This window comes from Ignavibacteriales bacterium, assembly GCA_026390575.1.
In the GTDB taxonomy this organism is placed as follows: Bacteria; Bacteroidota; Ignavibacteria; order UBA10030; family UBA10030; genus Fen-1298.
This window is the reverse complement of sequence record JAPLFR010000008.1, coordinates 48026-62478: the sequence shown is the minus strand read 5'-3', so window position 1 is coordinate 62478 and position 14453 is coordinate 48026. Positions and strand designations below refer to the sequence as shown.

Sequence of the window (14453 nt, the reverse complement as noted above, 5' to 3'; positions counted from 1 at the left end):
GAGGATGGTGATGTCGATTGATTTGACCGGCCTATGGCGAAAAATCTGCGTTGATGGAGGAATTTATTTATTGCGTTCCATGAGAATAAGTGAAGAACGTTTCTTGCCGTAATCAATCTATACAAAAGGGGGTTGGAAAAATAATATCGCTACTACAATCACGTTGTTATCCGTTTAGATTCTTTATGAAGACTTGATCGAATTCATACGATAATCCCATGATCTTTTTACCCTAGGATTAGTTTTCATACGTCGTACAAAGTGTGATATTCTTATGATGAGTTAATTATTGAGACCTCTAATAAATAATTTAATAACGGTAGTCGCGAACTTTAGTTCGCGATAATAATGGAAAAACGCAATCTACCCGCCTGCGTGACTGCATCAGCAGTCGGGCAGGAAGATTGCGACTACCATAATAAAATCGATTATTTAAAGATCCATTATTATTAAAGGAGGAATAATACCATGAGACATTGCATCAAATCCATCGTGGTGCTGCTTGCACTTTTCTTATTAGGTTCTCCTTCTATCGCTAAAGAAAAGCCTGGAAAACAAAACCTGAGACTAGCAAAAACAAGTACTGGAACATTAACCTATGTGCTTATGAATGCAAATAATTTTACTTCATGGGTGCGTGGAGATGGGTTCTTCAACTGGCTGATAGATCAATCATGGAACGGAGAGTTTCCAAGAGGATCAGGCATTGGCACTATCTTTTCCGAAGGCATTGTCTTTGGTGGAAAATGTAACGATGGTCTTTTCTCTCAATCGCTCCGTGTTACCGGTAATACCTATTTTAATGGTATGCGTGCAGGATCAATCATCAATGATGCAAGCGGGAACAGCATAAATGCGGAAGATATTACTTCCCCCACTGCGGTAGTCTTTGCAGTGCGGCCCGATATGCCGCCAACAGTAGAAAGCCTACCGTCAATATGGCCGGATCTTACAATTGATGCAGCAACATTTAATCAAGTTGCGACTCCGTCTCCTTCACAAATTCAAGCTGTCGCTGCGAGCTATTTTACAGATTGGCAGAATTGGCCGGCTTCAAAAGGAGCACCATGGTTTATTGATAGTGTGAAAATCGTTCGGAATGACGCAGCATTTGATCCAACCAACGTACATCATATTCCTGGAATTCCGAGCGCTGCAAAAACCATCTGGTTTTCCTGTAACGACCTGGACACCTCAGTCTCACAGGTCTTTGCCGGCTCGCCGCCCATGGGAATAGAACAGCAAACCACTGTATGGGCATATACCTCATCAACACCGCTCAATAATATTATCTTTAAACAGGTAAAATTAATTTATAAAGGAAATATTGGCGCTCCGGCAAATTCAAAAATCGATAGTATGTATATTGTTTATTGGTCTGATCCTGATATCGGAGATGCTGCTGATGATTATGTTGGGTGCGATTCAACACTTAATTTAGGATATGCATATAACGCAACGCCGACAGATCTAAAATACAGCAGCAAGGGATTGACTATTCCTGCATCGGGATATACGATTGTACAAGGAACATCACATTTTACCGGAGTTCCGACCGATAGTGCAATGATAAATTTCAAATGGAGAACGGGGTATAAGTATAACTTCGCAATACCACTGACTGCATTTAATTATTTCAGTGCCGGTACAACGATCAGCGATCCGGACGATGCCGCATATTCTGGAACAAATCAATGGTATAATTTGATGCGCGGTTATCTGCCGCGTCCGGAATATCCAGGTGGATCACCGTATTATTCATCATCATCGTATGCGGCGAGCCATTCCATAGTCTCCTCCTACTGTTTAAGCGGTGATCCAACCACCCGAAAGGATTGGGTTGATGGATATGATTTACCGCCGGGCGATCGGCGAATAAATAACGTTCATGGACCTATCACACTGTCTCTTCATGATACAGCCGAAGTTGTCATCGCACTCGTCGGCGGTATTGGGATGGATAACATCAGCAGTGTCAGGGCATTAAAATCGAATGTCGAGTTTGTCAAAACATTCTATGATCAGATCATTCATATGGCTCTACCGCCGTTCATCAGCGCGATAACGACTTTCTCTACAGCAACGACAATTTCCCTTCAAGCGGATGCACGATATATCAACGCGACGAAAATTGTCGTCGATGTAAAATCCTATGACGGATCGCTCATAGAGAGTACCACGTTATTGGATGATGGCGCTCATAGCGATGGTGCGGCAGGAGATAATATATTCGCTGGAAAGATCATAACATCTCCAAGGTCGTACGGACTCTACGCAGATGCAATTGTTACGTACCAAAATAATTACACGATGACATGGCCGCATGTGATTGATAATATAACGACTGCAGGACCTCTCCCTCTTACCGCGTATTCTATCGCTTCCGACAATCTCAATAATGATGGAATTGCAAATCCCGGAGAAAACATTCGTTATGTCTTTACCGTCAACAATAATTCTGCTGTCGGATTATCCAATCTGACTGTCTCTGCATCACCAAGTCCATTCGGCCAATATCTCACCATCCCCTTCTTGAGTGGAGGCGCAAGTAATTCAATCACGTATAATCCTTATGATCCATCGACCTATTTTTCTTTTACGGTACCACAAGGATATGCCGATACCGTCATTTCCGTCATTCTAGTAATCACTGATTTAAGTAACAATCGATGGATAGATACCTTGGTGTTTCCCGTAAAGCCATTGAGTCATTTTATTTACGGTACTCCGATTACACAGATTGAAGGAAATGCCTCAGGTAATTTTTTAATATCTATCGTTGATTCTACACAGTTAAAAAATCATTTGTACATAATAACCGGCGCAGATATAAACACTGAAGGCGGCACAACAGGTTATTCATTAAAAGACTCCACCACAGGACAAATCCTCGTCACAAACCATCCACTTCCGGATCCGTTAGGCCATACAAGCCCGATTTTCGATGGATTCAAAGTTTTACTTGGCACTATTGACACGCTGCTAGGTATGAAAGAATGGTCGATCCCGGAAGGCACTCGTAGATTTTCACCTGTTGGTGGATTCATTGGACTTGGCCTTGAAGGATTTAGCACTGCTGCTGATACATTTGCATACAATCCAAATAGTGGAACGATCGGAATGGCCGGCTCCTTTGCGTTTGGTGGAATAGGAACAACTTTTACAAGCCCAACACAGTATCATACCATTCTTCTCAAACTTGCGGCAGTTGATCCGGTTGCATTATGGAATCCCTTGGTTACGCCTGTAGATGCAAACATTTCGAAGGGGTATCGATGGCTGCGCCATGCTGCCAATCCAGCAGCTGACCCTTCGTTTGTGCCATGGATAATTCAATCGGGCAGTGGTTATCCATATCAAGATTTTAATTATTCAGTGCCTTTCTCTGCATGGGATATGTCAACCTCACCGCCAACTCGGCTGACAGTAGGTATGTTTGAAAATAATGATCCGGGTGCCTCGGTTGACGGCAGGTACTGGCCGCCAGATGTAACCGGTGATAATACGATCAACCGTGAATTTGCATTTATTTTCGGCACTCCGTATTCAACAACAGATGATCCGATATTCCATGCGAACCTGTCTGGGAATGCAAGTCTCCCAATGATGTGGGTGATGACCTGCACTCGAAGAAGTACAGCACCGTGGGCAGCAGAAGATCAATTTGAAATAATTGCGTATCATCCTCCCACTTCATTGGATCGATGGGTGTTCAATACATCAGTGCTTACCAATGTGAAACAAGATGAAATGCCAAAATTATTTAACGTAGCACAAAATTTTCCTAATCCCTTCAACCCTGCAACGACAATTCAATACCAGCTATCCGCACAAAGTAACGTGAAAATTAAAATTTACAATGTTCTCGGGCAGGAAGTGAGAACTCTCTTCAGTGGGATTCAAAGTGTAGGTTTGCAATCAGTAGTGTGGAATTCAACAAATGACGCCGGCAAAATCATGTCCAGCGGAGTCTATTTTTATCGTGTGGAGGTGACTCCAATAGCTGGGAAAAGAAATTCATTGAATGAAGTGAGGAAAATGGTACTGTTGAAGTGAACTTAAGAACTAACGCTCAGCCCCGCCGTCACCGGCGGGGCTTGTTATTACTTGCAAAAAGCACAACGAGCTTAATCGGGTTAAGGCTTCAACGATGCTCAACCGTTTCCGGGATTGGATGATCTGCGAAGGCAAGCATAGACGTGACAACTATTTGATCCTGCTCGATGCGAAGATTTTGCGTGACTGGCTTAATGAAGATCGTTTTCTTGGATCCGTCCGGAAGCGCAACATCGACGCTTGCCTGAATTGGCTGCGGGCCTGAGAATTCGAATTCCGGTTTATAATATCTCGCAACATCGATGTCCGTGATATGGATTTTCTTCCCGAATATTTTAAAATACACTTCGAAGGTTGCCTGTAGAATTTTGACCGAGATTCTGTTCGATTCCGGGTGATAGAGGACCTCGACCTTCCCGGACGCTTCTGAACCATAGGAGAGCGGCCCGATGTGGATGTTTGCATCGGCAATGAATCGTGCCTGATTCGGACGCAATTCAATCCGGGCATTGCGGAGCGTCCAATCGTACTCTCCATGCTGTCCGAGTACATTATATTGAGCTTTACCGCTAACGGGACCGATGGCATTAAAAAAGCCGTTGAGCGTATTTTGGTGAATGATGACTGAAGCGTCATAAGGTTGTGCAATACTTATCGTAGAACAGAAAAGACTTGCGATACAGACAAATAATTTCATTTTCATATGAACACCTTCAACAATAATATTTTGTAAATAAATATTCAATGTTGCGTAGCTAATACACATTAAATAGTAATTTACTATGAACTTAGTAATAATGCATCATAGAACAAAGAAGAATAATTCAGATGGATTTGCATCAGTGATTGCTACAGGAAATGGAGAGTTGAAAATAATACTGGTTGCCGATGACAAAGAGATCAAAGCAAGTGGAGATGGAGTCTCTCTCCCCTTCTTCTCTTTGAATGAGTTGATTTTATGGTCAACTTTCTTCAAGACGATGGACTCTTTTAACTTGTCAATGCATGATAAAATCACTAAATTTGCATTGACGAATAATTCGGCGGGGAGGTCATATATCCTCATCGCTGTCAATATTGTCGGTTGTAATTGCATTGTCAATTATTAAAGGAGACCAAAATGAAAACAAGTTGTATCATCATTATGATTATTTTTTCCAGCATTCGTAGTGACGCACAGACCTGGAACCTCGTTTGGTCCGATGAATTTAACGATGCAAGCATTAACACGACTAATTGGAAATATGATATCGGTGGTGGTGGTTGGGGAAACAGCGAACTTGAATATTATACAAATCGTCCTGAGAATGCAAAGATAGATAATGGCAACCTCCTCATTATAGCCAGAAAAGAATCTTATGGTGGAAGTAATTATACATCTGCACGTCTCAAGACTCAAGACTTGCGATATTTTACCTATGGAAAAATAGAAGCAAGAATTAAGCTCCCTGTGGGACAAGGATTGTGGACTGCTTTCTGGACTCTGGGACAAAATATTTCCTCAGTTGGCTGGCCTAAATGTGGTGAAGTTGACATTATGGAACACATTGATAAAGAAAATATGAATCATGGTACCATGCATTGGGATAATAATGGACATGTCCAATATGGAGGAGGTGTGTCTTGCGATGAATCAATATATCATAACTATTCTATCGAATGGAACGCTGATTCAATTAAGTGGCTACTTGATGGAAATAGATATTTTTGGGGAAATATCGCAAACAATGTAAATAGCACCGATGAATTTCATTTACCGTTCTTTATTATTCTCAATTTTGCCGTTGGCGGCAGTTGGCCTGGAAATCCTGACGCTACAACACCATTCCCTGATACTATGTATGTTGACTATGTGAGAGTGTATCAGGTCGCTACTAACGCAGTTGAAGATAGCCGCAGTCAGGTTTCCAATCATTTTTCTCTTTTACAAAACTATCCTAATCCTTTCAATCCAAGCACATCCATTAGTTATCAGATTTCATCGGCTAGTTTTGTTTCGTTGAAAATTTTCGATATTCTCGGGCGTGAAGTAACAACATTGGTTAATGAAATGAAGGATCCTGGTACGTATGAAATGAAATGGAATGCGACTCAAATACCAAGTGGAGTGTATTTTTATAAATTGAGTGCAGGAAGTTATACACAAACAAAAAAACTTGTATTATCTAAATGAACTTTTTTGCGCAGGCTGAGTCATAGAAAAACTAAGGACATTTCTTCAAGGGCGTTGATAGACTCTTACATAATCCACTATCATCGTTTGGGGGAATGTTGTAAACTCATTAGGGCTTCCTGGCCAATCTCCGCCTATCGCTACGTTTAAGACCAGATGGAAACGCTGATCGAATGGCGTTGATCTATTTACTGAATAGTATTGATTGCCGTCAACGGACCATTGAATTGAAGTCGAATCCCACTCGATTGCTAAGACATGAAAACCGCCGGCAAAGCTGGCAGAATCAATCGGCAACGAATAGCTGCCACCACTTTGTGCATGATTACCAAATGAATCCGCAAAGTGAATTGTGCCATAGACTTTCCACGTGTTATCGCCAAGGCATTCCATAATATCTATCTCGCCGCTTTTGGGCCATCTTCCATAGACATAATCGGTCGGGAGCATCCAGATTGCCGGCCAGAGCCCTTTTCCAAATGGCAGTTGAGCACGAATTTCAAACCGGCCATACTTCCAATCTCCTAGACCATGCGTATTGATGCGCGCTGACGTATATTGTTTGCCCAAGTAGTTTTCTCTCTTTGCGCATATAACAAGCGATCCATTTGCAACGTATGAGTTCGATGTACCTGCAGTATAATATTCCAGTTCATGGTTTCCGCCGCCGTTTCCGTTCACCTCGTACTGCCATTTTGTTAGATCGAGCGATGACCCATTGAACTCGTCATTCCAGACCAATTTCCATCCCGGGAGTTGCGGAATAGTATCCGAAGGCGGAACAGAATTTATTCCATTGTCATTTTTTTTACATCCAGTGACAATTATCAGTATAAATAATCCTCCTAATAAGATAATTGTACACTTCAAGCAATATTTTCTCTTCATAGTTAGAACACGCAATTCATAATCAAATTCTATCAGATCGTTATTGATCCATTTTCAATTATTTGACCAACACGCACTTATGCACATCTGATTTTACTCCATCAAGTAAGATTCAATAAAAGTACACGCCGCTTGCCTGAGCATATATTTTTGCATCAAGTGTTATAGAATTACTTCCGAAATATCTCTACTGTGTCGATCGGAACCGTACGTCCGAATCAGCGTCCAATGTATTTCCAAAATTTTAAAATCTTCAAGAATTTGTGCTTGGGAGGAATATTTACTGACGGTTTGAGCAACGATTATGAAAATACCATCTCATGACTATTTGAAGAAATTGGTTGTCTCAGGATTGAAATCGATTTTCTAAAAATAAGATAAAGATATTGCCGCAATGATACTTACGTGAGCAAGTAACATCCGCATGATAAAATATATTGGTTATGAATTAATCATTGATTTCATTGTGTACCAATTCAATTCCGTAATTCTTTCCAAGATTCCGGCTATACTTCTTTTCAACAGCATTGTTCCAATGCTCCATCACGCCTAAACTTATACACCTCACCTGATCTCTTTCGGGATCGTAGAAGGTCTTTGATGGAGGATCGTTGGCTAATGCAGCCTCAATTAAATAATTATCGGAATACTTCATATCCGGGGCATCCGGCCATTCGTTACTCAGAAAATCAAGTCCAACCGCATCAATAGCCACTCCATCCTGTGATGCAAAAAGACTTCCTGCCCAGCTATTGTTGAAAGGAGACATTTTCCATTTAGGCGACGGTGGCCCGGCAACTGATTTTGAGCCATACAAACCATCAACCAAAAACAACAAGGTCTTTTCACCTAAATCTTTATGTCCCATAAAATCGACAAAAGTCATGTATTTGGGTTTCCCATTCCTATTCTGATCAAAATTGTTATGGGCATTTTTTCTCCAATCGCTGTTAATACTGGTTACACCATAATAATTTTTGGCGCAAAGCGTGACACCTTGACCAACGTGCCCTTTCAGTAATGCCATATTGATGAGATAATCAGCTTCCACTGCGCAGGTCGCTAAACCTTTTGCTAATTGACCATTATCGATAGAATAAAGAATAGCATTCTCGACATACGTGGTTTTCACACGTCCATCATTTCCGGCATTATCAATAAAAATTACATCGGGGAATTCTGCATGACACTTATTGAAAACATTGTTGGTAATAAATCGGCTGGCATCAAATACGGTAATATATTTTTGCGGAACACCTGCATCCTTTACAAGACTTCGCACCAAAGCAAACACCATTTGTGGGGATGCATTCAGTTCATTGTCGTCGGAATGGCTATAGGTATTGTTCTCATTAATTTTGATCGCAATTTTCTGATGTGCAAGATAACCTTCATCTTTATTTTTCTTTAATTTATTGAAGTACCTGAACAACGCATTCCACGCTTTTGATTGATCCTTTTCTCCTGTGAGCAATGTGAGGGCTGCAGGTAACATTTTATCTGTTTCAGTTTGTGAAGTGTTTGCATCATCCCACCAATTGCCCTTCGTGCCATCCCATTTTGCGACATTCGTATCGTGTACCCATACTACTCTGCCCGGGAATATGCCACGCTCTACACCCAGGGGTTTGTTCGCTTCAATTGTTGAGTCAGAAATTACCTGCGCATATAATGCTTCCCTGCTATTTCCAGAAAATAAACAAAAACAGGTAACGACAACAGTGAAGAATATTGTCATTGCGCTATATGTTCCGCGTTGGGAAACTTTTCCGGCTTTCCGGAGTGCAAACACCGATGTTAACAAATTCAAAATAATCATATTAAGCCCTTAAAGTTCTTTTCCTGAAATCCTCAATCTTGTCTTCCTTGCTATTATTATTTTGTATTGCTCTTTTTTAGTTTGAAGTCAATCCAGTCGTAATTCATGTTTCCATTTGTAATCGTATGGAGCGTGAGGATATGAATTCCTTTTTGCAATTCGACCTGTGCTAAATTACCTGCAAGATTCCAATGATGCCATTGCCTCCATGCAACGGTGTCTCTATCCTGATGAGTAGATGGGACGAGTAGCGGACCAGAGATATCTTTTCCATCGAAGGAAAGAGATATGGTGCCATTTCCGTTTGCAGTATACATAAGGCCGACATCATATTTTCCCGTTTCAACTACTTGTACAGTATAATTGATCCATTCGCCGGGCACAGTCCATCCCACATACAATTGTCCCATCACAGGTTCTGTAAAATTATAGTTATTATCGTCTATATCTCCAGTTTTGGTGTAGGAGATATCAACGCCTTCGTTCATACGAAATTCATTCAGAAATGTGCCGTTCGCAGGATTGAGTTTTCCACTTCCATTGTTAACCGAGTCGTTATCATGATAGGCGATTCCTTCTCCACCTAAATCATAAAATTCACACTGAATTATTCCGGGTATTTGCTGAGTGCTGTCGTTCCAAGGCTTACCTTTGTATTTCTCCTGTGAGAAAGTTTTGGAGGAACAAAACATAAAACTTGTAATCAATAGCAGACAATAACTACAAAAATAGATGTCTTTTTTCATCATATGATGTTTTGATTTAAGAAAAGTTTATTATGACACACTGAGTTACCTTGCAATGTCATAAATAGTGACTCGTTCGGTTTGTTGTCATTCGTTTCTTTTTCTCTTAAAAATATTTACTTCTTTCTAAAAAGTTACTCAAAAGCAAGATAAGTTTTAATAAAATATGAATATTTTGTGTCTTCTAGAACCGTCATCTACCATAATATGGGGCACCAGGATTGCCCATATCAATAGCAATGATAGAGGGGTCACTTCCAGTAACCGGTGGAACCACTCTGTCATAAATAATATTACCTGTCCAAGTTAATCCACCACAAGATCCGGTTGTAATAAGATTTTTGTACAATGAGCGCATTCCTGTGACTGCATTTGAGCTGGAATTATAGTTGACCAATAAAATAGGATCGGAATTTTTATCGGTAGCAATGTATATATCACCATTAGCAGAAAAGGTCAGATCTTTAAACTTTGAATTTGCATAATCACCGGTAGCGCTCCAGGCTAATACCAATTCCTGTGCTCCCAATGATCCGCCAGAAATTAGATGTCGATAAACACCCTGTACATTGATCGTGTCTGTTTTTGCCACCTCAGCCAACACATAAACATAATTTGAAAAAACGCGTAAAGCCCTAATAATATGCTTGGGATAAGATGGCCCTGCGGTAAATGTGGTGGAGCCTGGTGGAACGATATTTATGGCGTTTTTTGTATCAATGGGTCCGCCTGCATAAATAGTCCCATCTTGACCAAAATCGAAACAAAGCATGTTTTTTTGAAATCCAAATAGTTTGGTCGAACTTCCTCCTCCGGGTGGAATGGAATGGAATTCTCCACCACTTCCCGTCATCAGTAAGTATATTGTCCCATTTGGTGCGACCCGCATACAAGAAACTGTTAAACCAACCGGATGTAAGGCATAATCGCTCACTATCGGATTTGCTCCATTTGGCGTAAGTCTACGAATTACTCTATTAGTATTGGAAGAGTCATGAACACTAGTAAATGCTAAGTATATATTGCCAGAATTATCCGAGGCAATAGTATTAGAAAGTGCAGCACCGGGAAATGTAGCAAACGGTGATACAACTTTTTTTATTTTATAATTTTTTTGGGCAACATCATCTGCAAGCAGAACAACAACTCTTGTTGAAACAGATTCACCGTAGGTTACCGGTCTACGCGCTACAATTTTATTCGAAGTAAAACTGGTCATAACGCCCGTTTCAGTTCCAAAATAGACGACGCATTGATCGATAGCAGCCCCAAAATTACTTCCATTGATCGTGATATCAAGAACACCTCCCACCGCACTATCCGCAGGAGATATGCTCGTAATGACAGGGGATGCGACAGGATTTGTCTCCGGCGGCCAGCCCGGCGGAATAGTATTATCAACACACCCTGAAAGTAAAACAATGCTGATTACAAGTGCAATAATAGCTATATAAATTTTCATGTTTAATCTCCTCACTATATCTTTAATCTTACAGTAATGCGCTGAAGGTTATCGAAATAATTCAACGGTGTGTATGCATAATCTATTGAAAGGCCAAACTGTGATACGCCAACTCCATAACTGAATTTTTCCAAATCAGCATGCGAGTTATAGCCTCCGCGCAAGGAGATCGTATTGAGAAATGTATAATTTATGCCTACTAAAAGTTGTTCCGGGTACGAACGATCGTGTGTTAAATCGACCGACACTACCAGGCTATGGTCTTCCCTAATCTTCTCCCAAAAATCCATTATATCCATGGACACACCGAGAGTAAAAAGAAGCGGCATTTGAAACGATTCTTGTTGATATGTTAGCTGTCCGGAAAAATGACGAATAGATATTCCAAACGCTAGACTCTTGAGTCCCGTCTTGAAAAGAGTACCAAAGTCAAACGCTATTGGATTCAACTTGAAAGAGGTTGTTACCGTGGTGGAATCCCTGACGTCTATGGTTGTGGGAACAACACCATCTCCTAAGCTCTGTTGAACATACTTTATCTGACCTCCGACAGAAAACTGATCGGTCAGTTTATTAGCATAGCCTATCCCAAAGCTATTGGCTTGCAAAGAAAATGTTCCTAAATACAGAAAATTATCACCCTCATTGGTCACTATGGTTTTATAAAAATCACCATAGTTCACGTTCTGCAATGATACACCCACAACGCCCCATGAACCCAAATTAACAGCCGCACTAAATTGCGTATGTTTAATATCGGCAATCCATGGATTATAACTTGCCGATATTTCCGCGGCATTTTTCATATCAGTTAAGCAGGCGGGGTTGAAAAAAAGTGAACCCGAGCCCATTGGCAATGTGTTAACTGCACCTGCCATTCCAGCTGCCTTTGCATCAGAAATAACACTTAAGAAATCAAAACCGGTCTGCGCAAGTTTAACATTATCTTGAGCAATGCTGCCGTTTCTCATGCACACCAGAAAGACAAGCTCCACTAAGAGAATTATTCTTATTTTCATAATATTCATTCCTCAAGTTAATTTTTTAACGAATTACAACAAATTTTCTGTATACGGACTTACCGCTTTGTGTTTGAAAATGAGCAATATATATCCCGCTGACGATCGTTTGCCCGTACGTTGTTTTTTGATTCCATTGCTCGCCTGAACTCCCATTCGTATGCTCTGTCTGCCATATCAGTTCACCACGTTCAGTGAAAATTCGGATAGTACACGCTTCCTTCGGTAAATTCACAAACGCGATTCTATCCTGATCAAAACCTTGGTTTTGAAGCGTCGGATCTAGTGTCAATCCCCATTGTAGTTTCCTGGATCTTACGATATATGGATTGGGTACTATATAGATAGAATCTGAGTTGGATTTACCGGGTTTAAGCAAATAAGCACCCTCCTCCGTTTGGGTTAAGAACTGACTACTTAACAATGGAACGCCCGGCTCAATCGTATTATCCAAGCCATCGCTTTTACTCTGAATGTAGTAATAATATCCTGTCGCACGCGCTGCTGTAGTATCAAGATACGAATCGTTAGGATTCGATTTATCACATTCAAATATTTTCTGGTATACCGTTACATCATTAAACACACTACCGGCTGCACGATATATCACAAATCCATTGAAATGATCCGATGCTCTGGCATCAATAGCTGTCCACGTAAGTTGGATACCAGTAGCACCTGAAGTTACAATAAATTGTTCCGGAGCCGGAGGCGGTTGAAGAGCATTAAATCCATTATTGTACAAATCCACTGCTCTCTGGAACATTCTTTGGATTGAGTAAGGTTTTGTGGAATCTTCAATTGAAAATACCCATGCGTCTTTGTATAGGTCATATTCTGCGGTGCCGGTTTTATATTTAGTATAAACCGGGTTGGCACTGACAAGCGAGCTGCCACTGATACTGACGCCTGAGGGCATCGTGTATGTCGGTGTAACTCCGCTTGATGGATTAAACCCTGCATACCAATTATTTGAGACTACGCGATTAGTATCTCGATCGAGTCCCGTTACTCCTTCAGCTAAGACAATATGAATACTATCGCCGGGGGCAAGCGTATAGGGCCCAAATCCCTGCGTTACCCCTGGTCCCCCACTACTACCCAGGAATGTTCTATTAAATAGATCTGAGTATGTTGCGGTGCTTGCAATAAACTCATCTGCATGACTCTTCGGATGAAGTCCTGTTGCAGGCTTTCCAAATCTCATAAATTGATACCATTTAGCCATTGATGTTATATCATAAGGCGGACACGGAGTATTAGTTAAAGGATCATCCGTATCAAGATACGATGTATTCATTGGCTGGGTTTTATCGTCGCTTTGATCGTGCGCCGATTTATCAGCATGGAGCGTCACACAACCTATATACCGCGCAGCAGCAAGCACGCTTCCAGATTGAAAAGGATTAGGACAGCCCCAGTCGTCCGAGGTCCTGGAGTCTTGACTAAAGGGACCATAATATCCATAATGCGCTCGATATTTAAAGTCCGCACTCGTTGGGTCTGTACCTATAACCTGTATTAATGAATTCTGTCCCCAGCGTACGCCACTTCCCCCCGCCCAACCAACAATAGGAGAATTAGAACTTGCTATTGCTTCCCCGGCAAGAGTATATCGATATTGGAATGCAAATATACAACTATCAAGAGTCGAGGGTACCACTGTCCCTGCTGCATCAATAATACCTGTGTTCTTAAAAACATAATCATAGACAAAGAAATTACTATTGTATTGATTTGGGAAAACCATGATCTTTCTTGTCATTGTTATTCCGTTCGGATGATTAACCGTATTGACGAGCATCCGATCTGCCTGCATTGTCGGGTCCATCTCATCCATAACATCATAAAGGCCCATGGTCGTATTGGCAACTTTTCCATCGACGGTTACCACCGGATGATTATATTTTCCTATATATTTAAACGGCTGGGTTATTACATTGATGCCATCATATGGTTGTGTGCGAGGACCGTTTGTCAGCACTTTGTAGTTGTAGTGTAGTTTGCTAACAGGATCTGTGAAATTTTGACAGCCGATCCACAAGCCTTTTGCCCGTACAGAACAAAATTTCAATCCATACGCAGCAGGCCAGACCGAGCCGCCACCATAAGTCCCTGCATCGTTTTCCGTCTCAGTGCCATAATCCGTAAAATATGACTGGATGTTACTAAAACGTATCCACTGATTTATCTGTGCTTTCACAGAAACTGTGGAAAGAACCACAGCAAAAAAAATAATAAGACATAAAAATAAAAGTGTATTACTTTTCATAAGCAGTTTCATGGAATT

10 protein-coding genes are annotated in these 14453 nt (G+C 41.0%); 3 read left to right on the top strand and 7 right to left on the bottom strand.

All coding sequences use genetic code 11. The annotated features are described in order from the left end of the window. Positions 1-468 precede the first annotated feature (468 nt). On the top strand, positions 469-4056 hold the full coding sequence (locus NTX44_06510; GenBank protein MCX6121255.1) for a T9SS type A sorting domain-containing protein: 3588 nt from the start codon (positions 469-471) through the stop codon (positions 4054-4056). 88 nt (positions 4057-4144) lie between these two features. On the opposite strand, the gene NTX44_06505 is transcribed toward NTX44_06510, so the two are convergent. Beyond that, complete coding sequence (locus NTX44_06505) at positions 4145-4759, bottom strand: hypothetical protein (GenBank protein ID MCX6121254.1); 615 nt, start codon at positions 4757-4759, stop codon at positions 4145-4147. A gap of 79 nt (positions 4760-4838) precedes the next feature. On the opposite strand from NTX44_06505, the gene NTX44_06500 reads away from it, so the two are divergent. Together NTX44_06500 and NTX44_06495 are read left to right on the top strand one after the other, a co-directional pair. Continuing rightward, a complete protein-coding gene (locus NTX44_06500; protein MCX6121253.1) occupies positions 4839-5165 on the top strand; it encodes a hypothetical protein in 327 nt (108 codons plus the stop codon). An 11-nt stretch (positions 5166-5176) separates the two neighbouring features. Continuing rightward, complete coding sequence (locus tag NTX44_06495; GenBank protein ID MCX6121252.1) at positions 5177-6229, top strand: family 16 glycosylhydrolase; 1053 nt, start codon at positions 5177-5179, stop codon at positions 6227-6229. 45 nt (positions 6230-6274) lie between these two features. On the opposite strand, the gene NTX44_06490 is transcribed toward NTX44_06495, so the two are convergent. From NTX44_06490 to NTX44_06465, 6 genes are all read right to left on the bottom strand, one after another. Continuing rightward, positions 6275-7099 carry a glycoside hydrolase family 16 protein gene (locus NTX44_06490; GenBank protein ID MCX6121251.1) on the bottom strand — a complete coding sequence of 275 codons (825 nt, stop codon included), beginning with the start codon at positions 7097-7099 and terminating at the stop codon, positions 6275-6277. 466 nt (positions 7100-7565) lie between these two features. Further along, positions 7566-8936 (bottom strand): DUF362 domain-containing protein, encoded by a 1371-nt coding sequence (locus NTX44_06485; GenBank protein MCX6121250.1) that lies wholly within the window; start codon positions 8934-8936, stop codon positions 7566-7568. 56 nt (positions 8937-8992) lie between these two features. Next, positions 8993-9628, bottom strand: a complete 636-nt coding sequence (locus tag NTX44_06480) for a carbohydrate-binding protein (protein ID MCX6121249.1) — start codon at positions 9626-9628, stop codon at positions 8993-8995. Between the two features lie 247 nt (positions 9629-9875). Then, the gene (locus tag NTX44_06475; protein MCX6121248.1) at positions 9876-11144 is read right to left on the bottom strand and encodes an IPT/TIG domain-containing protein; all 1269 of its coding nucleotides are present in this window, start codon (positions 11142-11144) and stop codon (positions 9876-9878) included. 14 nt (positions 11145-11158) lie between these two features. Beyond that, positions 11159-12163, bottom strand: a complete 1005-nt coding sequence (locus NTX44_06470; protein ID MCX6121247.1) for a PorV/PorQ family protein — start codon at positions 12161-12163, stop codon at positions 11159-11161. Between the two features lie 25 nt (positions 12164-12188). After that, on the bottom strand, positions 12189-14447 hold the full coding sequence (locus NTX44_06465; protein MCX6121246.1) for a hypothetical protein: 2259 nt from the start codon (positions 14445-14447) through the stop codon (positions 12189-12191). Positions 14448-14453 lie beyond the last annotated feature (6 nt).